Genomic DNA, 22,031 nt, shown 5'->3' on the forward strand with positions numbered 1-22,031 from the left:
CTTGCCCCCGGGGGGCCAAGACGCCAGAACCAGAAAGGCCGGGATACGTCCCGGCCTTTCGACGTTTCAACGACCCCGAGGTTCCGATGACCGCCGCCCATGTCGTGATCCTGCTGGCCAGCTATCAGGGGGGCGACCATATCGCCACGCAGCTGGAAAGCATCGCGGCGCAGACGCACCGGTCCTGGTCGCTGATCGTCTCGGATGACGGGTCGCGCGACGACACATGCCGGATCGTGCGCGATTTTGCCGACCGGATGGCCCCGGGACAGGTACAGCTGGTGCAAGGCCCCGCGCAGGGGGCGACGGCGAACTTCCTGTCCCTGATCGACAGAACCCCCGAAGGTGCCATGATTGCCTTTTGCGATCAGGACGACAAATGGTTGCCGAACAAGCTGGAATGGGCGGTGGATTACCTGGCCGGACAGGATGGCCCCGCCCATTACGCCGCGCGCACCATCATTGCCGACATGCAGTTGCGCCCCGTGGCACAATCGCGCCATTTTCCGCGCCCCCTGGGGTTCCGCAATGCAGCCGTGCAGGCGATCATGGCAGGCAATACCTCGGTCTTCAATGCCCCCGCGGCGGAGCTGCTGCGGCGGGGGGCCGGATCGGCGCGGCACGCCGGGGTCGTGTCGCACGATTGGTGGGCCTATCAGCTGACTTCAGGCGCGGGGGCTGCTCTGTGGCACGACCCGCGCCCAGTGCTGCTGTACCGCCAGCATGACCAGGCCGAGGTCGGGCGAAACGATACCCTTCCCGCGCTGGCAGTCCGGATGCGCAAGCTGCTGGCGGGTGAGTTCGGGATGTGGATGGCAGCCAACCACGCGGCACTGGTGCCGATGCGCGACCACCTGACGCCGCAGAACCGCCGGATATTGGACCAGATCGATGCGATGCTGACGCAACCGGGGCCGAAAGCCCTGCTGACGATGCGTCGGGCAGGGCTCTACCGGCAGACGGCGGCAGGCAGTGCGGCACTGGCCGCGACGGTGGCGGCTGGGCGGCTGCGCCGCTGCTGATCACTCGATGATCAGATCGGCATGCAGCGCCCCGGCGGAATGGATTGACTTGAGAATATCGATCATGTCGCGCGGGCGCACGCCAAGCGAATTCAGCCCGTCGACCAGATCCGAGAGATTGGTTTCGCCCGCCACCTCGACGAAACCGATTCCGGGTTCCTGGCGCAATTCCACATCGGTGCGCGGGACGGTGACGGTCTCGCCCTCGGCGAAAGGATTGGGCTGGGATACGACCGGCGCCTCGCTGACCCGCAGTGTCAGGTTCCCCTGCGAGACCGCCACGCGCGAGATGCGGACCCTTTCGCCCACGACGATGGTACCGGACTTGTGGTCGATGACGACCTTGGCGCGATCCTCGGGTTCGATCAGCAGGTTCTCGATCCGGCCCACGACGCGGGCGGGGTTCACGTCGCCCAGACCGCGAAAGTTCACGACCACCGTGCCGCTGTCCAATGTGACCGCCAGCGCCTTGTTGAAATCACGGTTGATGGCATCCTCGACCCGGGTGGCGGTGGTGAAATCGGCGTTGCGCAGCGCGATGCGGATGTCGTCGATGCCGGCAAAGTCGAACTCAACCTCGCGTTCGACACGGGCGCCGACGGGGATGCTGCCGGTGGTGGGGACGCCTTCGACGACACGCGCCGCATCGCCTCGGGCCGCCACGCCGCCCGCGATGATCGACCCCTGCGCGACCGCATAGATGTTCCCATCCGCCGCCTTCAGGGGCGTCATCACCAGCGTTCCGCCCAGCAGGCTTTTGGCATCACCGATGGCCGAGACGCTGACGTCGATGCGGCTGCCCGAGCGCGCGAAGGGCGGCAGGGCGGCGGTGACGATGACGGCTGCCACGTTCTTGGACCGCAGCGCCTCATCGGTGACATTGACGCCGAGGCGTTCCAGCAGGCTGGCCAGCATTTCCTCGGTGAAAGGGGCGTTGCGCATGCCGTCGCCCGAGCCGTCCAGACCCACGACCAGACCGTATCCTACCAGATCGTTGCCGCGTACACCGTCGAAATCGGCCAGATCCTTGATGCGCACCGGGATGGCAAGGGCGGATGTCGCCACCGCCACCCAGACCATCAGTGCCGAGAGCAGCGCCCGCATCACAGGTAGTCCACCAGGTTCAGGCGCGACAGGCGCGCAGTGACGGCAAACAGCGTCTCGATCTGGGTCTGAACCTCGGTCAGAGCGGTCGCGGTCTGATAGGGATCGGCGCTGCGGATGTCGTTGCGCGACACTTGAAGCGTGCTGATCACGGAGGCATTTTCGCTTTGCGCCCGCGCCACGGATTGCTGTTCCAACCCGATGCGGCCCATCTCACCCAGCAGGCCCGCGTCGGCGGCGACAAGGGCGTGGCCGCTTTGACGCAGCAGGGCCGCGCGTTCGTCGGGCTGGTCGGCCAAGGCGCCGCGATCCAGGATCGCCGCCGTCGCCAGCCCCTTCAGTAGATCACGTACCGCCGGTGACGCAGCCGAGGTCGTCACCTGCACCGTCTGGCGTTCGGTCACCGGGATCTTGGCAGCATCGCCGGTCGTCCCGCGATAGGCCGTGTCAAGAAACCCGCCAGCCCCCGCCGGCGCGTCGAACCATTCGGTGATCGCCGCGCCGATCTGATCCGCCGTCGTCAGGCCCGCCGTCACCGCCTGCAGGCTGTCCAGCATCTGGTCGGCCGGGACAAGCGGCGGCTGATCGCTGGCCAGCCCTGACAGCAGATAGCGGTTGCTCTCCATCCCGTTCAGGCGCTCGATGACGGTGCCGAGGGCGTTGGCCACCTCGGTCGCGCGCGTCCCCAGCTGGGCGGTGCTGACGGCGAAGGGATCGCTCAGCAGGTTCACGCCCAGGTCGTTGGTGACCGAACGCACGCCGTCGAAGATGTCCTGCATGGCCTGGAACTGGATCGCCGCCTCGGAGGCGTTCTGCTGCAACTGGGTGGTCTTCGACAGGCGGCCCTCGATCTCGTTCAGGGCGCGGGTGTTGCCCTGCAGGCGCTGGCCCAGATCGGCAACCTCGCCCGTCGACATCTCCTGCGTCAGGGTCGTTATCGTGGTCTTCAGCCTGTTGGTGGCCTGCTGCATGGCAAAGTTGCGGGCCTGATCGCCGATACTGTTAAGGCTCATGATTAAATCCCCAGGATCTGTTCCAGCATGTCGTCGACGGCACGCAGCACGCGCGCATTGGCGGCATAGCTCTGTTCGTATTGCAGCAGCTTCTGCATCTCGGCGTCGCTATCCACGCCATCGGCCAGGATGCTGGACTGTATGGTCGATTGGCGGCTGCTGCGGATTGCCAGATCGGCGTCCGAATTGACGCGGTCGGTCGAGACCTTCGCCTCGATCGTGCCGAACCGCGTGTTCAGCGTCGCATTGCCCTGCACCCCGCCCGAAGTCGGTTCACGCGTCGCCTCCAGCGCCGAGAGCATGCCGTTCAGAACGCCCGATGCCCCGACCGGACCCTGCGCGCCTGCCTGCAAACCGTCGCGCAGACGCCAGGGGGTGTCCACGGCGGCCACATTCACCGCCAGCCGACCGGCAAGACCGGTGATATCGGCCTGCGTTGCCCGCGCACCCTGATCGGTGAACAGCCCCGCATCCCCTGCAGCAAGGGTCGGGTCGACCTGCGGGCTGGCCAGGCGTTCGTGCAGGTCGAAGGCCAACGCATCCAGATCTGCCTGCGTGTCGGGGGCCAGCTGGTCGCGGATCTGGAAGTTCGCCTCCAGCGATCCACCGCCGAACAGCCGCATCTGCGCCTGGCTCAGCGGGGTGCCGTTGAAGGTCAGCAGTTGCAAGGGCGCACCGACGGTCTGCCCGGCGGTCACTTGGGCCGCACCCTGAAACTCGATCCGCGCGGGCAGGCTGCCATCCAGCAGGACGGCGCCCTCGGCGGTGAACAGCGCGACCTTGCCCGCCTCGCGCGCGACCTCTTGGACGGGGACGATGCCCGCGATGCGGTCGATCACCTGCTGGCGTTCGTCCATCAGGGGCGAGGCATCGGTCCCATCCGCGTCCAGGACCGCGATCCGCGCGTTCAGATAGGCCACCCGCTCCAACGAGGCATTGAGCACCGCCACATCCGATGCGATCCCCTGCTGCGCCGTGCTGCGCGCGTCCTGAACGGTCATGGATGCCTGGTTCAGACGATCGGCCAGGGTCGACGCCGTGGAAACGACCTGCGCCAGACGCAGATCGTCGTCGGGACGGGTCGCGACCGAACCCAGGGCCGCCTGAAAACCGTTCAGCGCGACGCCAAGCGACCCCGCCTGCCCGGGCAGCCCGACCGTGGCCTCCATCCGGACCTGAAAGGCGTTTCGCGTGCTGGCGGCCGACATTGCCGACCCCGCCAGCCGCGATTCCGCCAACAGGCTGGAATTGACGATCCGGGCGATCCCGTCGACCTTCACGCCCCCGGTCACTGTCTGTGCGCTGACCTGCATGTCGCGGCGGGCGTATCCGGGCGTCATGACGTTCGAAAGGTTCGCGGCGACCGTTTCGGTGCCGCGCGCCGTCGCGGTCAGGCCCGACATGGCGCTGGATATGGCCTTGGCAATGCTCATTCACGGCCTCCTGCTGGCGCGATCAACGTTTGATGTTGGTGGTTTCCTGCAGCATCTCATCCACGGTCTGGATGATCTTGGCGTTCGAGGAATAGGCCCGCTGCGTGGTGATCAGATCCGTCAGTTCCTGCGCGATGTCGGTGGTCGAGGATTCCCGCGCATAGCCCGCGATCGCGCCCGTCGGCCCGTCACCCGCGTTCCACAGAAAGAAGCTGCCCGAGGCCAGCGAAGGCTTGAAGGCCTGGCCTTCCAGCGCGATCAGCCCATTGGGGTTCGACACATTGACGACGGGCACGCGATACAGCGTCTTGACGAAGCCCGTGTCATAGGTGGCATTGACCTTGCCCTCGGCATCGACCTCGACCGTGACCAGCTGGCCCACGGGCGATCCGTTGCGCGAGATGTTCGAGGAGGAGAAGCTGGTCGCCAACTGCTTCAACCCGGCATCGCTGCCCGGTTTTCCGATGAACATGTCGAGCGCTCCGCCACCCACGTCCAAAGGAATGGTGCCGGTCGCGGGATCATAGGGCAGCCCTGCGATCTGCGTGACCTCGCGGATGGTGCCGCCCGCCTCTTGGCTGTCGTCGAAGACGATCTGGAATGCCGACACCACGTCACCGCCCGAGGCGCTGTCGCGGATCTGGACCTGCCAGGTGTTCGACAGCTCGCCGTTCTGCCCCGGAACGGGGGTGAAGCTCATGTCCAGCGATTCCGAGGTGCCGAGGTTGCCGTAATATTCGACCTTCAGCGGCAGCGCGGCTCCGGTCCCCGTGGGTCCGGTATCGGTCGCGGGCAGGTTGGCGCCGATGCGGACCTGCGTGGTCGGATCGCCCATCGGCTTGTTCGCATCGATGCGGATCGGTTCAAGTGCCGTCGGGGTGTCGCGCGAAACCAATGGCATGCTGCCATCCGATGCCGTGGGCCAACCCATCAGCACCAGCCCGCTTTCGGTGCGCAACAGGCCCTGCGCGTCGGGGCGGAAGGACCCGGTGCGGGTCATCAGCAGGCTGGGCTGATCGCCGCTGGCGACATCGGCCGCCCCCGCCACCGGCAGGAACCCCCGCCCCGTCATCGCCAAATCCAGGGGGTTCGAGGTCGTCACGACCGCCCCGTCCTGCGAAATGATGCGCTGCGTCGATCCGCGCACGCCGCCCGCCGTATAAAGCCCGGTGCCCTGCCCCACGACCATCGAGTCGAATTCCGTTTCGACGCGCTTGTAGCCATAGGTCGAGGCATTCGCGATATTGTCCGAGATCGTGCCAAGCCGCGACGAGTTTGCCGCCAGCCCGGCCACGCCGGCATTCATTGCAGAGGAGATGGACATGGACAGACACCCTTCCGGTTCAGTGTTGTCCACCATCCTGTCCGACAAGGCTTAAGATTCGGATAATGGCGCCCCTCAGCGCAGCAGGATCAGCTCGATCCGGTTGTTTTCCGGGGCCATCGGATTGCCCGAACGGTTCTTGCGGTCGGCATATCCGGTGACGCGCTGGATACGCTTGTCATCGAAACCCGCGCGCTCCAGCAGGTTGCGCACGGTATGGGCGCGGGCGTCGGACAAGGGCCAGACCGGGTTCGCGACCATCATCTCGGGATAGGATCGCACATGCCCCGAAAGCGCGATCTGGTTGCGGGTGCGCCCAATGACGCGGGCGATCACCGCGACCAGATCCGTCAGTTCGGGCATCGGCTGGCCGGTATCCTCGACGAACAGGGGGGCGTCGGTCAGATCGGTCAGCTCGATCACCAGCCCCTCGTCCGTCATGCGGGTGACCACATGTTTCAGCAGGTTGGTCAGCTGCATGGATTCGGCGCCCGTGCCTGTCAGGCTGTCCTGGACCGCCTTGGCCACCTGGTCGAAATCCCCGGCGCGTTCGCTGTCCGGCAGCGCGGCCTGGACAGCATGGCGCACGCCTTCCTCGGTGCCATCGCCCGCCGCACCCAAGGTGCGCGCGATGCTGGGGGTGAAATATTGCGCCAGACCTTCACGCTGTTCCTGGCTGGTGGCGTTCAGCAGCCACATCAGCAGGAAGAAGGCCATCATGGCGGTCACGAAATCCGCATAGGCGACCTTCCATGCGCCGCCGTGATGGCCGCCTTCGGGGGCGGCCTCGATCCGCTTGATGATGATCGGCGCGCCATTCGCACCCTTGCCCGCAGCCATGTCGCCACCCCGTTTGTCTGGTCAGGGGTCAATGTCGCCTCTGTCAGGGTTGCAAGCAAGTTAACGCATCAAATGCGCGCTATTTGGCGGGGCTCAGTCATAGCTGCGCCGATCCTCGATTACCTTGCCGTCGTTGGGCAGGCTGCCGACGGGGACCAGCTCCACCTCGGCCTTCAGCTTCAGCGTATCGAGGATGCTTCCCGCATACCCCGAGGCATCCTGCTGCGTGGTTTCCAGCTGCACCGTCATCACGTCCATCTGGTCGCGGCGGTCGGCGATGACGCGGGCGCGGGCGATGTCGGGATGGCGGGCGACCAGCGCGGCCACCTGTTCGGGGCGCACGAACATGCCCTTGATCTTGGTCGTCTGATCGGCACGACCCAGCCACCCCTTGATGCGCATGTTGGTTCGGCCACAAGGGCTTATGCCTGCCATCACCGCCGACAGGTCGCCGGTGGCAAAGCGGATCAGCGGGTAATCCGGGTTCAGGGTGGTCACCAGAACCTCGCCCACCTCGCCCTCGGCGACCGGATCGCCGGTGCCGGGGCGGACGATCTCGACGATGACGCCTTCGTCGACGATCATCCCCTCCAGCGCCTCGGATTCATAGGCGATGTTGCCCAGATCGGCGGTGGCATAGCATTGGCGCGTGACGATGCCCCGGTCGGCATAGGCCTGACGCAGCGAGGGGAACAGCGCACCGCCCCCCACGACCGCGCGGGTGAAGGACAGCGTTTCGCCCATATGGTCGGCACGATCCAGAATGACCTTCAGGAAGTCGGGCGTCCCGGCATAGCAGGTGGTGCCGATATCGACCGCCGCCCGGACCTGCAGTTCGGTCTGCCCCGTCCCCGCGGGCAGCACGGCAGCATCGACCGCCCGCGCACCGGATTCGAACATCATCCCCGCAGGCGTCAGGTGATAGCCGAAGCAGTTCTGCACGATGTCGCCCCGCCCCACGCCCGAGGCATGCAGGAACCGCCCCAACCGCCACCAGTCGCCGTCCCGCCGCCCCGGTTCATAGATGGGACCGGGGCTTTGAAAGACGTGGTCGAATTCGGCCGCCAGTCGCGTCGTATAACCGCCGAAGGGCGGCGATTTGCGCTGCGCCTCGGAGAGTTCCGCCTTGCGGATGACCGGCAGGCTTGCCAGCGCCTCGCGCGTGGTGATCTGTCCTGCATCGACATCGCGCAGCAGCCGGGCAAGCGCGGGGGCCGTCTTGGCGCGAGTGATGGCAAGGGGCAGCGCCTCGGCCAGCGCCTTGTCGCGTGCGGCCTGATCGCGGGTTTCCAATTCGTCGTAATTTGATGGCATGATTCGGTCCCCTCAGGCCAGCCAGCGCTTGCGGCGGCGATAGCTGCGCGTGTCGCGGAAGGATTTTCGCCCCTCGTCGGACATGCCCAGATAGAATTCCTTGACGTCGGGGTTCTCGCGCAGTTCGCGCGCCAGACCCTCCATCACGACGCGGCCGTTTTCCAGGATATAGCCTTCGTGGGCATAGCGCAGGGCCACGTTGGTGTTCTGTTCGGCCAGAAGGAAGGTGACGCCTTCGCCCTCGTTCACGGCCTTTACGATTTCAAATATCTGTTCGACCAGCTGCGGGGCCAAGCCCATCGAGGGTTCGTCCAGCAGGATCATCTCGGGGCGCGACATCAGGGCGCGACCCATGGCGACCATCTGCTGTTCCCCGCCCGAGGTATAGCCCGCCTGGCTTTTACGGCGTTCGCGCAGGCGGGGAAAATATTCATAGACCATCTCAAGATCGCGCTTCACCGCCGCCCCGCCATCGCTGCGGGTATAGGCGCCGGTCAGCAGGTTTTCCTCGACCGTCAGGTGTTCGAAGCAATGGCGGCCCTCCATCACCTGGATGACGCCTTTCTTGACCAGGGCGGCCGGGTTCTGGCGGGCGACCTTTTCCCCCTTGTAGGTGATGCTGCCCTTGGTCACCTCGCCCCTTTCGCTGGCCAAGAGGTTCGAGATGGCCTTCAGCGTGGTCGTCTTGCCCGCGCCGTTGCCCCCCAGCAGCGCGGTGATACCGCCCTTGGGAACGGACAGGCTGACGCCCTTCAGCACCAGGATGACGTGATTGTAGATCACCTCGATATTGTTGACTTCCAGCAGCGTCTCGCGGTGTTCGGCGTCGAACATGGGCGGCCCCTTTCGGTGGTGGACCGGCGGCGGATGACCCGCCGCCGGCAGGGTATCAGTTGCAGCGCGGGGTCAGACCGGCCTCGGATGCATAGGCTTGGCTGTCTTCCTTGATCAGCGGGTCCAGGATCTCGGCATCCGGTTCGATGAAGTCGGTGATCAGGTTCCACTGACCGGCTGCCGCGTCCCATTGCTGGATGCGTCCCAGACCGTCGCCACCGTGGTTTTCACACGACAGCTGGATCGGCGCACCGAAGTCGGGCAGGCCCAGCTCGACCATGCGTTCGGCGGTGATGTCCAACGCCTCGAAGCCGTCGCGCATCTGGGCGGCGTTGATCTCGGCGGTGCCAGCCAGTTCCTGCGCCTTGGCGATCGCCTCGGCAATGACCAGCGCGGCATAGGCGCCACGGGAATAGAGCACGGTGCCTGTCTGATCGCCCGCGCCCGCGGCCTTGCCCGCGTCATAGACATACTGTTTCAGATCGTCGTAAAGCGGGTATTCCTGACCGACACCATGGAAGGTCAGCGCCTTGTAGCCCTCGGCCCCGGCCCCTGCGGGCTTCACGTCGTTTTCCGAACCCGACCACCAGATGCCGATGAACTTGTCCATCGGAAAGCGGATGTTCACGGCCTCTTGGATGGCGACCTGGTTCATGACGCCCCAGGCATACATGATGACATAGTCGGGCTTGTCGCGGCGGATCTGCAGCCATTGCGACTTCTGTTCCTGCCCCGGCGCATCGACGGGCAGTTCCGACAGTTCGAACCCGTGCTTCTTGGACAGTTCCTGCAGGGTGCGGATCGGTTCCTTGCCATAGGCGCTGTTGTGATAGACCAGTGCGATCTTACTGCCGGTCAGGTCGCCCCCTTCCTGGTCCAGGATGTGCTTCACCGCGACCGAGGCGCCGTCCCAATAGTTGGCGGGCGCGTTGAACACCCATTCGAAGACCGACCCGTCCTTGGCCGAGGTCCGGCCATAGCCGGGCGTATAGAGCGTGATCCCGTCGACGCCGATCTTGGGGATCAGCTGATAGGTGATGCCCGTGGACAGCGGGTTCAGCACCAGCGGGTTCTGGGATTTCAGCGCCTCGTAGCATTCGACGCCTTTTTCGGTGTTATAGGCGGTCTCGCATTCGGGGACCTGGACCTTCTGTCCGCCGATGCCGCCGTCGCGTTCGTTCAGCAGCGTGAAGTAATCGGCGAAGCCGTCGGCATAGGGGATGCCGTTGGCCGCATAGGGGCCGGTCCGATAGGACATGTTGGGCACGATCAGATCGGCCATGGCGGGGGCTGCAAGCATCGTGGCGGCAGCGACGATGGCGGGGAACTTCAGTTTCATGCGGGTCTCCTCCCAGAGATATGCGATGCCGGTTGCCCGGTTCTTCGATGAAAGATCAGTGCGGGAACGGCCACAGCCGCAGCTTTTCCTTGGTCAGCGACCACAGGCGGGCCAGCCCGTGCGGCTCGACGATCAGGAAGGTCACGATCAGCGCGCCGACGATCATCAGCTCGATATGGGCGGCCAGATCGGTGGGCCAGCCCAAGTTGCCGACCAGCAGGTTCTTCAGCAGCACCGGCAACAGGACCAGGAAAGCCGCGCCTGCAAAGCTGCCGAAGATGCTGCCAAGCCCGCCGATGATGATCATGAACAGGACAAGGAAGCTCTTGTTGATGCCGAAGGCCTCGCCCACCTCGGCCGCGCCCAGGTAGACCGCGAACAGAAGCGCGCCCGCCATGCCGATGAAGAAGCTGCTGACGGCGAAGGCCGAGAGTTTGGCGCGCAGGGGGTTCACGCCGATGATCTCGGCGGCGATGTCCATGTCGCGGATGGCCATCCACTTGCGACCGATGCTGCCGCGCGTCAGGTTTCGCGCCATCCAGGCCACGAGGAAGGCGAAGGACAGGCAGACCAGGTATTTCGCCGGCGCCGAGGCCGCGGGTCCGCTGATCGCCTCGCCCATGAAGGTGCGGGTCGGCGCGGTGATCTGCCCCGAGGCGGAATAGTTGTAGAACCACGGCACCTTGTTGAACAGCCAGACCAGGAAGAACTGCGCGGCCAGCGTGGCGACGGCCAGGTAGAAGCCCTTGATCCGCAGCGACGGCAGGCCGAACAGCACGCCCACGATGGCGGTGATGATGCCCGCCAGCACGACGTGGATCAGCAGGCTGACATCGGGAAAGGCGGTCATCAGCTTGTAGACGGAATAGGCGCCCACCGCCATGAAGCCGCCCGTCCCCAGGCTGACCTGCCCGGCATAGCCCGTCAAAATGTTCAGCCCGATGGCCGCGATTGCATAGATCAGGAACGGCACCAGCACCGCGCTGGCCCAATAGTCGTTGATGACGAAGGGCACGACCGCAAAGGCCAGCGCGACGACCGCGTAGTAACCCCAGCGTTCCAGCTTGATCGGAAAGGTCTGGCTGTCGTCCCGGTAGCTTGTCTTGAAATCGCCTGCCTCACGATACAGCATCGCGGCTCTCCTCTGATACGTCCATTCGTGGGGCTTGGGCGCCCGTCACACGCGCTCGATGATGCGTTCGCCGAAGAGGCCCTGGGGTCGGAACACCAGGAACAGCAGCGCCAGCACATAGGCGAACCAGTTCTCGGTCGCGCCGCCGACCATCGGGCCGATGGCGAATTCGAACAGCTTCTCGCCCACGCCGATGATCAGCCCGCCGACGATTGCGCCGGGGATCGAGGTGAAGCCGCCCAGCATCAGCACCGGCAGCGCCTTGAGCGCAATCAGCGACAGGCTGAACTGCACGCCGGACTTGGTGCCCCACATGATGCCCGCGACCAGCGCCACGAAGCCCGCGATCGACCAGACCATCACCCAGATGAAGCGCAGGCTGATGCCCACCGACAGTGCCGCCTGATGGTCGTCGGCCACGGCGCGCATGGCGCGCCCCTGCTTGGTGTATTGGGCGAAGGCGACCAGCGCCGCGACCAGAAGCGCCGCGATCACCGTGGCCCAGATGTCCAGCCGGTCGATGAAATAGCCATAGCCGAACCAGCTATCCGTCACGCTCTCGATGCTTTCCGAGATCCCCTGCGGCAGGCCCACGTCCAGCGTCTTGATGTCGGCGCCCCACATCACGTCGCCCAGCCCTTCAAGGAAATAGGCCAGGCCGATGGTCGCCATGAACAGGATGATCGGCTCCTGTCCGACCAGATGCTGCAGGACCAGCTTCTCGATCAGGAAGGCCAGCCCCACCATGACCAGCGCGGTCAGCGCGACGGCCAGGATGGATGGCACCGTCCAGCCGAAATGATGCAGGCTGGTGCCGAAGGCCGCGTTGATCAGATGCGCGAAGGGCACCTGCCCGTTCTGGATGCCCACCAGCGTCAGCGCGGCAAACAGCGCCAGCACGCCCTGGGCATAGTTGAACACCCCCGAGGCCTTGAAGATCAGCACGAAGCCAAGCGCCACCAGCGCGTACATCACGCCCGTCATCAAGCCGTTCAGCATCACCTCGGATGCGAAGATCAGCTGGTCCATCACAGGCTCCTTCTCGCGTGGAAATCAGGGCGGGGATCATTCATGGGCCACCCCCAGATAGGCGTCGATCACCTGCTGGTTGTTGCGAACCTCGTCGGGGGTGCCGTCGCCGATCTTGCGGCCGTAATCCATCACGACCACGCGGTCGGACAGGTCCATCACCACGCCCATGTCATGTTCGATCAGGCAGATCGTGGTGCCGAATTCGTCGTTCACGTCCAGGATGAAGCGGGACATGTCCTCCTTTTCCTCGACGTTCATGCCGGCCATCGGTTCGTCCAGCAGCAGCAGCTGCGGTTCGGCGGCCAGCGCACGCGCCAGCTCGACGCGCTTTTTCAGCCCGTAAGGCAGGCGACCGACGGGCGTCTTGCGGATGTTCTGGATCTCCAGAAAGTCGATGATCCGTTCGACGGCGGCGCGGTTCTCGTTCTCCTCGCGCTCGGCCTTGCCCCACCAGATGGCCTGGGACAGAAAGCCCGCCTTCATCTTCTTCAGGCGGCCGGTCATGATGTTGTCCAGGACGCTCATCCCGTCGAAGAGGGCGATGTTCTGGAAGGTCCGCGCGACGCCCAAGCCTGCCACCTGATGCGGCTTCATCGGCTGGCGGCGCTGGCCCTTGAACCAGACCTCGCCCTCCTGCGGGTGATAGAAGCCCGAGACCACGTTCAGCATGCTGGACTTGCCGGCGCCGTTCGGGCCGATAATGGCGCGGATCTCGCCCTGGCGGATGTCGAAGCTGATGTCCTTGATGGCCACCACGCCACCAAAGCGCAGGGTGATGTTCTTCAGCTCCATCAGCTTGCCGCCGATCTGGCGTCCGTCGGCGGTGATATAGCCGTCACTGGTCATGCTGTTCATTGCGCCGCCACCTTCGTTTGTGCCGCATCGCCGAAGACCGGCACGTCCATGATCTGCAGCGTCGCGCTGATCTGTCCCTTGCGGCCGTCCTCATAGGTGACCTCGGTGCGGGTGTGGATGCTGTCCGACCCGTCATAGAGCGCGCCCACCAGATCGGCGAATTTCTCGTTGATGACGGCGCGGCGGACCTTGCGGGTGCGGGTCATCTCTCCGTCATCGGGGTCCAGTTCCTTGTGCAGCACCAGGAAGCGATGCACCTGGCAGCCCGACAGCATGGGGTCCTGCGCCACGGATTTGTTGACCTCGGTGATGTGATCCTTGATCGAGGCATAGACCTGCGGATGCCCCGCCAGTTCCTGATAGCTGGAATAGGCGATGTTGTTGCGTTCGGCCCAATTGCCCACCGCCGAGAGGTCGATGTTGATCATTGCGGTGCAGAAATCGCGTCCGTTGCCGATGACCACGGCTTCCAGGATGCTGGGATAGAACTTCAGCTTGTTCTCGACGTATTTGGGCGCGAACATCGTGCCATCGGCCATCTTTCCGACGTCCTTGGCGCGGTCGATGATGCGCAGATGGCCGGTCGCCTCCTCGAAGAAGCCCGCATCGCCGGTGGCGACCCAGCCTTCGGGGTCCTTGGTCGATGCCGTGCTTTCGGCATTCTTGTAATATTCGACGAAGGTGCCGGGGCTGCGGTAATAGACCTCGCCGTTGTCGCCGATGCGGACCTCGACGCCGGGACTGGGCACGCCGACCGTGTCGGACCGCACCTGCCCGTCGGGCTGCTGGGTGATGAAGACCGATGCCTCGGTCTGGCCATAAAGCTGCTTCAGGTTGATGCCCAGGCTGCGATAGAAATCGAAGATCTCGGGGCCGATGGCCTCTCCGGCGGTATAACCCACGCGGACGCGGGAAAGGCCAAGCGTGTTCTTCAGCGGCCCGAAAACGAAGATGCGGCCCAGCCCATAGGCCAGCCTGTCGCCGAAGGACACCGGCTTGCCATCCAGCAAAGACGGCCCGGCGCGGCGGGCGACGTCCATGCCGCGCTTGAACAGCCAACGCTTGATGCGGCCCGCATCCTCCATCCGGATCATCACCGATGTCAGCTGGGTTTCGAAGACCCGCGGCGGGGCGAAGAAATAGGTCGGCCCGATCTCGCGCATGTCGGTCATCATCGTATGCGCGCCCTCGGGGCAGTTCACGGTGAAGCCCGACCAGATCGCCTGCCCCATCGAGAAGATGAAATCGCCCACCCAGGCCATCGGCAGATAGGCGACGATCTCCTCGCCCTCGGTCAGGTGGTCGAATTCACTGCTGTTCCTGGCGGTTTCGATGATGTTGCGGTTGGACAGAACGACGCCCTTGGGCTTGCCGGTGGTGCCGCTGGTGTACAACATGACGCAGGTGCTGTCGTAATCCAGCGCCGCCGTCCGCGCGTCCAGTTCAGCCCCCAGGCGGTCGGCGGCCTTGCGCCCCCGGTCCTGCAGGTCGGCCACCGAGTTCATGCGCGCGTGGTCGTATTTCCGCAGACCCCGCGCGTCGGTATAGATGATGCGGTCGATGGCATCGATGGTGCGTTCGACCTCGATGACCTTGTCCACCTGTTCCTGATCGCCGCAGATCACCATGCGCGCGCCGCAATGGCCCAGCACATAGGTCATCTCCTCGGCGACGGCGTCCTGATACAGGGGCACGGGGATCGCGCCGCACATCTGGGCCGCGATCATCCCCCAGTAGTGCGCCGGACGGTTGCGCCCGATCACCGCCACATGGTCGCCGGGCTGCAGGCCCAGATCCAGCATCCCCAAGGCCATGGCGCGGATTTCATCGGCCGCCTGCGACCAGGTCCAGCTTTGCCAGATCCCGTATTCCTTTTCGCGGTAAGCCGGCCGGTCGCCGAAACGGGCCACATTCCGCGCCAGAAGCGCGGGAATAGAACGCAATTCGCCCGAAGGCGTCTGCCGGTCCGTCATGTCTCCTCCCTCGTTGCGCGTCGGGCGCAATGTCGCCCGTGACCTCCTCCGCCACGGTGACAGCTTTACTGTCGGGACCAATCTTTGCCGCAGTTTGTCGCAATTCCAACAAAATGTTACAGCGCTTCCGCGGATCGCCCCCCGGTGCTATCCCTGTCGCGCGATCATCCGTGGGGGGCAGATGCATCACGACGACCAGCAGGCGGGCGCCCTGAACAAGGCGCGCATCCGCGCCGACCTGACGCGTTCGGGTCTGAACCTGATCGGGCAGGCGCTGTCGATCTTCGATGCCGACCTGCAGCTGGCGGTCGCCAACAACCAGTATCAGGCGATGTTCGACCTGCCTGACGCCTTGACCCAACCCGGTGCCAGTTTCGAGGACACGATCCGCTTCCTGGTCCTTCGCGGCGAATACGGCCCTCAGGACGACCCAGATGCGGCCGTTGCCTATCGCGTGGCGCAGGCCCGCCAGTTCCAGCCGCATTACTTCGAACGCCAGCGCGCCGATGGCCGTTGGGTCGCGGTCGAAGGCGCCCCCCTGACCCAGGGCGGATGGGTCACAGTCTATACCGACATCACCGAGATCAAGCGCCAGGAATCGCTGCTGCGCGCCCGCTCGGCAGAACTGTCCGACCAGGTGCTGCAGAACGCCGAACGGCTGGCCGCCGCGAACCGTCAGCTGGCCGCGACCAACGCCGCCCTCTCCGAGGCGCAGCGCATCCTGACCCGGACCGAGGCCCGCACCCGCCAGGTGACCGAGATGGTGCCCGCCCATATCGCCCATATGGATGCGCAGTTCCGTTATACCTTCTCGAACCGCAGGCTGCCGTCAATCTTTCCGGGCGCGGCGGATGACATCGTCGGACTGACGGTGGAACGCGCGCTTGGGGCGCAGACTTTCGCCATGCTGCTGCCCTATATGACCCGCGCGCTGGCGGGCGATCCGCAGGTGTTCGAGATCACGCATCCTACATCAGGCCGGCGCATCCGCATCGCGCTGACGCCCGACCGGCAGGGGGCGGGCGTCTATATCCTCTCGACCGATGTCAGCGCCGAGGTGCAGGCGCGCGAAGCCTTGGCCCATGCCGGCAAGCGCAGCCTGGCCGCGCAGCTGACATCGGGGATGGCGCATGATTTCGGCAACCTGCTGACGATCATCCTGGGACTGCAATCGCGACTGGCGGGGTCCGACCTGCCCCCCGATGCACAGCGCGATGTGCAGGCCACCCTTGCGGCCGCACGGCGCGGGGCCGATCTGCTGAACCGGCTGGCGCGGATCAGCGGCGAACGCGACCTGTCGCTGCACCCCGTGGACCTGCCCGCGCTGTGCAGGCAGGTGGCCACCCTGGCGCGCCCGTCCCTGTCGGAAGGCACGCGGCTGGACCTGCAACTGTCGGACCTCCCCGGCCCCCTGCTGCTGGACCCCGACGCGCTGCAGGATTCGCTGCTGAACCTGATCCTGAACGCCGATGCCGCGACCGGCCCGGGGGGCTGCATCACGCTTGCCGCGGGGCGCAGCGGCGATTGGCTGCAGATCGCGGTCAGCGATACCGGCCCCGGCTTCACCCCCGAGGCGCTGACCCGTGCCACCCAGCCCTTCTTCACCACCAAGGGTGGTCAGGGATCGGGACTGGGCCTGTCGATGGTCTATGATCAGACCAAGCTGGCGGGCGGTACCTTGCGGCTCGAGAATACCTGCACGGGTGCCCGCGTGACGCTGCGCCTTCCCTGGCGCCCGGTCGTGCCCCAGATGGTGCTGCTGGTCGAGGATGACGACGCCATCCGCGCGCAGGTGCGCGACCAGCTGACGGGCTTGGGCCATGCCGTGATCGAGGCCGCATCCCTGGCCGAGGCGACCGCCCTGACCGACCTTCCCGGCCTGACGCTGATCCTCTCGGACATCCAGCTGGGCGACGGGCTGGGGCTTGACCTCGCCGCGCCCGTGCCGATCCTGCTGATGACGTCCTTGCCGCCGGGCGACGCGCTGCGCCGTCGTAGCGCCGGGCCGGTGCTGACCAAACCCTTCACCTCGGCCCGCCTTGCCGCGGCATTGGCCGAGGCCACGAAAGACCAGCCATGACCGACACCCCCCTGATCGCCATCCTGGACGACGAACCCCAGATCCGACACCTACTGTCCCAAGCCCTGGAGCAGGCGGGCTTTCGCACCCAATCCTTCGCCCGTGCCACCGAATTCGAGGCCGCGCTGCGCCGCATCACGCCAGACGTCTGCCTGATCGATCTGGGCCTGCCCGACCGCGACGGGCTGGCGGTGGTGCATCGGCTGGCGACGGAATCGGGGGCGGCGATCATCATCATCTCGGGGCGGTCGCAGGTGCAGGACCGGATCACCGGGCTGGAGCTGGGCGCCGACGATTACATCATCAAGCCCTTCGAACCCTCCGAGGTCGTGGCCCGCATCCGCGCCCGCCTGCGCAAGCCCGCCCAAGCCCAGACCCGCAGCGCCCGCACCCTGCGCTTTGCCGGGTGGAGCGCCGATTTCGACCGCTACCTGCTGACATCCCCCGAGGGTGTCGAAACCCCCCTCAGCCATGCCGAGGCCGAGGTGCTGCGCATGTTCACCGACAATCCGCGACGCCTGATCACCCGCGCCCAGATGCTGGAAACGCTTGGCGGATCGGCGGGCGACAGCTTTGATCGGGCGATGGACGTGCGCATCTCGCGGCTGCGGACCAAGCTGGGCGAGGATCCGAAAAACCCGCGCCTGATCAAGACGATCTATGGCGCGGGCTATATCTTCCTTGCGGAACTGGACTGACCCCGGTGGCGTGATCGGGGGGTGCGGGGGGCTGGCCCCCCGCCTCCGCCTGCCTGTCAGGGCAGGCAATCACTCAGGCGTCGCGGTCCCAACCGCTGATGGCCTTGCTGTCCATGAACTCCTCCAGCCCCATGATCCCGCCTTCGCGGGCGCGGCCCGATTTCTTGACCCCGCCGAAGGGCGCCCCTGCCCCGCGCGATTCGCCGTTCATCTCGACCATGCCCGCGCGCAGCTGACGCGCAACGCGGTTGCGCTTGGCGCCGTCCTGCGACTGGACATAGTTCGTCAGGCCATAGGGCGTGTCATTGGCGATGCGGATCGCCTCCTCCTCATCCTCGAAGGGGATGATCGAGAGGACGGGACCGAAGATCTCCTCGCGCGCGATGGTCATTTCGTTCGTCACATCGGCAAAGACCGTCGGGCGGACGAAATAGCCGCGGTTCACGCCTTCGGGCAGCCCGGTGCCGCCAGCGGTCAGACGCGCGCCTTCGTCGATGCCCTTCTGGATCAGGCCCTGGATCTTGTCCCACTGGGCCTTGCTGATGACGGGACCGATATGGCGGCCATCGGCATGGGCGCTGGCGACCTTGGTGTCGTTGGCAACCTGCGTGGCGACCTCGACCGCGCGGTCATAGGCCGAACGCTCGACCAGCATGCGGGTGGGCGCATTGCAGGATTGACCGGTGTTGTTGAAGCAATGCTTGGCGCCGCGGGCGACCGCCGCATCGTCGGCATCGGCAAAGACGATGTTGGCGCCCTTGCCGCCCAGCTCCAGCACGACCTTCTTCAGGCTGTCGGCGGCCGCCTTGGTGATGGCGATGCCCGCGCGGGTCGATCCGGTAAAGCTGATCATCTCGACATCGTCATGGGTGGACAGCTGCGTGCCAACGCCCGGACCGTCACCATGGACCATGTTGAAGACACCCTTGGGCAGTCCCGCCTCCTCCAGGATCTCGGCGAAGACGATCGAGCTGAGAGGTGCGATTTCCGACGGCTTCAGCACGCAGGTATTGCCCGCCAGCAGCGCCGGGATGACCTTCAGCGTCACTTGGTTCATCGGCCAGTTCCAAGGCGTGATCAGCCCCACGACGCCCACAGGCTCCCATGAGATCATCGTCGTAGGGGCATGATCGCCCAAGGGGCGCACAAACTGGAAGTCGCGGAACGCCTCGATGAAGTTGGTGATGTGGAAGGTGCCGCTGGCGACCTGGTTGTTCAGCGACATCTCTGCCGGGGCGCCCATCTCGTGGCTGATGGCCCAGGCCATGTCCTCGGCCCGCTTCTGATAGATGGCCAGGATCTTCTCGACCATCGCCAGGCGTTCGGCGGGCGGCGTGGCGGACCATGCCGGGAAGGCCTGCTTGGCGGCGGCGACGGCGGCATCGGTATCGGCCTGACCGCCCAGGCTGATGACGGCGACGGCCTCCTCGGTCGAAGGGTCGATCACCTCGAGGTCGTTCGCGACCGCCGGATCCACCCATGCGCCGTCGATATAGAATTTGCGCTTGTCCAGTACCTGGGACATCTGACTCTCCTGGTCCATGTTCGGCGGGCAGCCTGTCACCACGGGGACGCCGCCGCAAGCCCGCGCGGCATGGACATAAGGTCCACGGCCTCGGCCCACTGGCAATCCACGACGGGCTGCTTATGTTGAGGCCAACGCAACCCACGGAAAGGACGCCACATGTCCCTGCGCATCAACGACACCGCCCCCGATTTCATCGCCAATTCGACCGAGGGCCAGATCAGCTTCCACGACTGGATCGGCGACAGCTATGCGATCGTCTTCAGCCATCCGCGCGACTTCACGCCGGTCTGCACCACCGAATTCGGCGCCGTCGCCCAGCTGGCACCCGAGTTCGAGAAGCGCGGCACCAAGGTTCTGGGCGTGTCGGTGGACAGCGTGGACGACCACCAGAAGTGGAAATCCGACATTTCCAAGGTTGCGGGCGTTCCGGCGAATTTCGCCATCATCGACGACAGCGATCTGACCGTGGCCAAGGCCTATGACATGCTGCCCGCCGAATACTATCTGCCGACCGAGGGTCGCACGCCCGCCCATTCGGCCACCGTGCGCACCGTCTTCATCATCGGGCCGGACAAGAAGGTCCGCCTGACCATGACCTATCCCATGTCCGTGGGCCGCAACTTCGCCGAGATCCTGCGCGCGCTGGACGCGGTGCAGAAGACCGACGGCGTGCCGATCGCCACCCCCGCCAACTGGGTGCCGGGACAGGACGTGATCGTGGCGCTGTCGCTGGACGATGCCGCCGCGACCGAGAAATTCGGCCCGCTGGACATCAAGCTGCCCTATCTGCGCTATGCCAAGGATCCGGCCTGATCCATCTGCGCCCCGCCCGATCGGCGGGGCGTTTCATTCAGGCCATCCGTAATGATCCATCAGCGCGGCAATGGCGCGATCATTGCCGCTGCCTTGCCGGTTGTCTTGGCGCAGATTGGTGGTCTGACTGCCCTCCCATTCCAGAATGCGGGCCTTGGGGCCGATCTTGCGGGGCTGCGTGCCTACCAGACGCGCCATCCAGTACAGCCAGACATCATCGGCACTGGGCGCAAGCCGCGTGAACAGATCGTCCCGCGTCACATCCGGATGCAGCGATCCCGGCGCATAGATCACCCCCGAGACGCCGGTCTGGAACACCAGCGGTGATTCCTCGGGCGCGGTGATGTTATGTTGCCAGTCGTCATAGGGCGCAGGCGCTGTCCCCGACATCATCACCCGATGCGCGCGATGGCAGGCGATGCGCGCGCCGTCATGCACCGCGCCCACCAACCCCTCCAGCCAGTCGGCGGGGTAATGGACGTCGTCATCCGCCGTCACGATATGCGCATCGGGATGATCCAGCAGGGTCGGCACGATCTTCTTGTAGGACCGCCAATCGGGGCAAAACGCCACCTGCACCGCCGCCATTCGCCGGATCGCGTCAGGCAGGGCATCACGGTCGGCTTCATCCAGCCACAGGATCACGCGATCAGGCTGGACCGTCTGGCGGGTGACGGCCCGCAGCGTGTGTTCCAGCGTGCCGAAGCGCGCGGCATAGCTGGTCAGCGACACGATCAGCTGCGATGGCAGCCCGTGCGGCCTGCCCTGCCCCTGCGGACGCGCCTCGATCTCGGCCAGGGCGCGGGCGATGCGGCGGCGGTGCTTGAACCGGCGGAAGGCGTCGCGGATCACGGGTTTTCCCACGCCTTGCGCAGCCAGTCGATATTGCCGATGCGGCGATACCATTTATGGCCGCGACCGGCAAAGACGTCCTCCATCTTGGGGGCGCCGGCGAAGAGCACGATCCTTGCCCCCTCGGGCAGAGAGGGATCACGGGCATAGGACAGCAGGTTGCGCGGCACGCAGTGGTTCTTGAAACTGACGCACCATTCGCGGGGCCAATAGTGCAGATGCCCGTGCTTGGCCAATTGCGCCGACTGGAACTGCTGGCTGATCTCGTACTCCCGCGTCGCGGCGGCGGGATCGGCCAGATAGGCATCCAGCACATAGGCATGTTCGCCAACGGCATAGCGGAAGACGCTGGAGTTGCCGACGCTGTGCAGGAAGCGATCCCGCGCCGGGTTCACCTTGCGCAGAGGCTTGGGGCGGAACAGGTCGTCATCGCGGATGATGAAGAAATCGCCCGGCAGATCGAAGAAGGGCGCCAGATCGTCCACCACCACCAGGTCGATATCCAGAAACAGCGCCGTTCCGCTCAGGGCAGGCCCGTCATCCGCCCCCAGGTCGCGCCGGAACAAGGCCAGCTTGCGCCAACGCGTGTCGCCATGCCCGGCAGGCAGGCCCAGTTGCGGCAATTGGCGCGCCTCGATCCGCGGGTCGAGGCCCTTGGCATCATCGGTGAAGCAGATGAACCGATGCGGCCGGTCCAGATGCCTGCGCACCTGCGCCGCCAAGCGGTTCACGTCATCGCTGCTGTAGAGCGTGCCCCATTTCATCGTCAGGATCAGGACGGGATCGTCTTGGCTCATTCAGCGGGTCCTTTCCGGCGACGGCATGAAACGCCTGTATCGCCCGAG

Annotated in this window: 19 protein-coding genes; 4 read left to right on the top strand and 15 right to left on the bottom strand. The window is 65.5% G+C overall.

The window, feature by feature from the left end:
• Positions 1–86 precede the first annotated feature (86 nt).
• Complete coding sequence (locus DDE75_RS08735) at positions 87–1,022, top strand: glycosyltransferase (protein ID WP_108501981.1); 936 nt, start codon at positions 87–89, stop codon at positions 1,020–1,022.
• On the opposite strand, the gene DDE75_RS08740 is transcribed toward DDE75_RS08735, so the two are convergent.
• The 12 genes from DDE75_RS08740 to DDE75_RS08795 form a co-directional block, all read right to left on the bottom strand.
• Complete coding sequence (locus DDE75_RS08740; protein ID WP_108501982.1) at positions 1,023–2,126, bottom strand: flagellar basal body P-ring protein FlgI; 1,104 nt, start codon at positions 2,124–2,126, stop codon at positions 1,023–1,025.
• A complete protein-coding gene (locus DDE75_RS08745) occupies positions 2,126–3,139 on the bottom strand; it encodes a flagellin (RefSeq protein ID WP_108501983.1) in 1,014 nt (337 codons plus the stop codon). Before DDE75_RS08745 ends, DDE75_RS08740 begins: the two co-directional genes overlap by 1 nt.
• Positions 3,140–3,141: 2 nt before the next feature.
• Positions 3,142–4,572, bottom strand: coding sequence for a flagellar hook-associated protein FlgK (gene flgK, locus DDE75_RS08750; protein WP_108501984.1), 1,431 nt, complete (start codon positions 4,570–4,572; stop codon positions 3,142–3,144).
• A 22-nt stretch (positions 4,573–4,594) separates the two neighbouring features.
• On the bottom strand, positions 4,595–5,896 hold the full coding sequence (locus DDE75_RS08755; protein ID WP_108502097.1) for a flagellar hook protein FlgE: 1,302 nt from the start codon (positions 5,894–5,896) through the stop codon (positions 4,595–4,597).
• Between the two features lie 75 nt (positions 5,897–5,971).
• Positions 5,972–6,736 (bottom strand): flagellar motor protein MotB, encoded by a 765-nt coding sequence (locus DDE75_RS08760; protein WP_108501985.1) that lies wholly within the window; start codon positions 6,734–6,736, stop codon positions 5,972–5,974.
• A 93-nt stretch (positions 6,737–6,829) separates the two neighbouring features.
• Positions 6,830–8,050, bottom strand: coding sequence for a phenylacetate--CoA ligase family protein (locus tag DDE75_RS08765; protein ID WP_108501986.1), 1,221 nt, complete (start codon positions 8,048–8,050; stop codon positions 6,830–6,832).
• Between the two features lie 12 nt (positions 8,051–8,062).
• A complete protein-coding gene (locus DDE75_RS08770; RefSeq protein WP_108501987.1) occupies positions 8,063–8,884 on the bottom strand; it encodes an ABC transporter ATP-binding protein in 822 nt (273 codons plus the stop codon).
• Positions 8,885–8,939: 55 nt separating this feature from the next.
• Complete coding sequence (locus DDE75_RS08775) at positions 8,940–10,223, bottom strand: ABC transporter substrate-binding protein (RefSeq protein WP_108501988.1); 1,284 nt, start codon at positions 10,221–10,223, stop codon at positions 8,940–8,942.
• Between the two features lie 55 nt (positions 10,224–10,278).
• Positions 10,279–11,355 (bottom strand): branched-chain amino acid ABC transporter permease, encoded by a 1,077-nt coding sequence (locus DDE75_RS08780; protein WP_108501989.1) that lies wholly within the window; start codon positions 11,353–11,355, stop codon positions 10,279–10,281.
• Between the two features lie 45 nt (positions 11,356–11,400).
• Positions 11,401–12,387, bottom strand: coding sequence for a branched-chain amino acid ABC transporter permease (locus tag DDE75_RS08785; RefSeq protein WP_162798957.1), 987 nt, complete (start codon positions 12,385–12,387; stop codon positions 11,401–11,403).
• Positions 12,388–12,420: 33 nt separating this feature from the next.
• On the bottom strand, positions 12,421–13,242 hold the full coding sequence (locus DDE75_RS08790; protein ID WP_108501991.1) for an ABC transporter ATP-binding protein: 822 nt from the start codon (positions 13,240–13,242) through the stop codon (positions 12,421–12,423).
• A complete protein-coding gene (locus DDE75_RS08795; protein ID WP_108501992.1) occupies positions 13,239–15,215 on the bottom strand; it encodes an AMP-binding protein in 1,977 nt (658 codons plus the stop codon). Before DDE75_RS08795 ends, DDE75_RS08790 begins: the two co-directional genes overlap by 4 nt.
• A 181-nt stretch (positions 15,216–15,396) precedes the next feature.
• Between DDE75_RS08795 and DDE75_RS08800 the strand changes: the two genes are divergently transcribed.
• Both DDE75_RS08800 and DDE75_RS08805 read left to right on the top strand, forming a co-directional pair.
• Positions 15,397–17,295: a hybrid sensor histidine kinase/response regulator gene (locus DDE75_RS08800; RefSeq protein ID WP_108501993.1), complete on the top strand. Its 1,899-nt coding sequence runs from the start codon at positions 15,397–15,399 to the stop codon at positions 17,293–17,295.
• A complete protein-coding gene (locus tag DDE75_RS08805; RefSeq protein WP_108501994.1) occupies positions 17,292–17,993 on the top strand; it encodes a response regulator transcription factor in 702 nt (233 codons plus the stop codon). Before DDE75_RS08800 ends, DDE75_RS08805 begins: the two co-directional genes overlap by 4 nt.
• 73 nt (positions 17,994–18,066) lie before the next feature.
• Here DDE75_RS08805 and DDE75_RS08810 read toward each other — a convergent pair whose 3' ends face one another.
• Complete coding sequence (locus tag DDE75_RS08810) at positions 18,067–19,518, bottom strand: aldehyde dehydrogenase family protein (RefSeq protein ID WP_108501995.1); 1,452 nt, start codon at positions 19,516–19,518, stop codon at positions 18,067–18,069.
• Between the two features lie 159 nt (positions 19,519–19,677).
• Between DDE75_RS08810 and DDE75_RS08815 the strand changes: the two genes are divergently transcribed.
• Positions 19,678–20,334: a peroxiredoxin gene (locus tag DDE75_RS08815; RefSeq protein ID WP_108501996.1), complete on the top strand. Its 657-nt coding sequence runs from the start codon at positions 19,678–19,680 to the stop codon at positions 20,332–20,334.
• 33 nt (positions 20,335–20,367) lie between these two features.
• Here the strand turns inward: DDE75_RS08815 and DDE75_RS08820 are convergent, their stop codons facing one another.
• Together DDE75_RS08820 and DDE75_RS08825 are read right to left on the bottom strand one after the other, a co-directional pair.
• Positions 20,368–21,198, bottom strand: coding sequence for a glycosyltransferase family 2 protein (locus DDE75_RS08820; protein WP_245894670.1), 831 nt, complete (start codon positions 21,196–21,198; stop codon positions 20,368–20,370).
• Positions 21,183–21,983, bottom strand: coding sequence for a hypothetical protein (locus tag DDE75_RS08825; protein ID WP_108501998.1), 801 nt, complete (start codon positions 21,981–21,983; stop codon positions 21,183–21,185). Before DDE75_RS08825 ends, DDE75_RS08820 begins: the two co-directional genes overlap by 16 nt.
• Positions 21,984–22,031: the final 48 nt, after the last annotated feature.

Source organism: Paracoccus indicus, assembly GCF_003056335.1.
GTDB lineage: Bacteria > Pseudomonadota > Alphaproteobacteria > Rhodobacterales > Rhodobacteraceae > Paracoccus > Paracoccus indicus.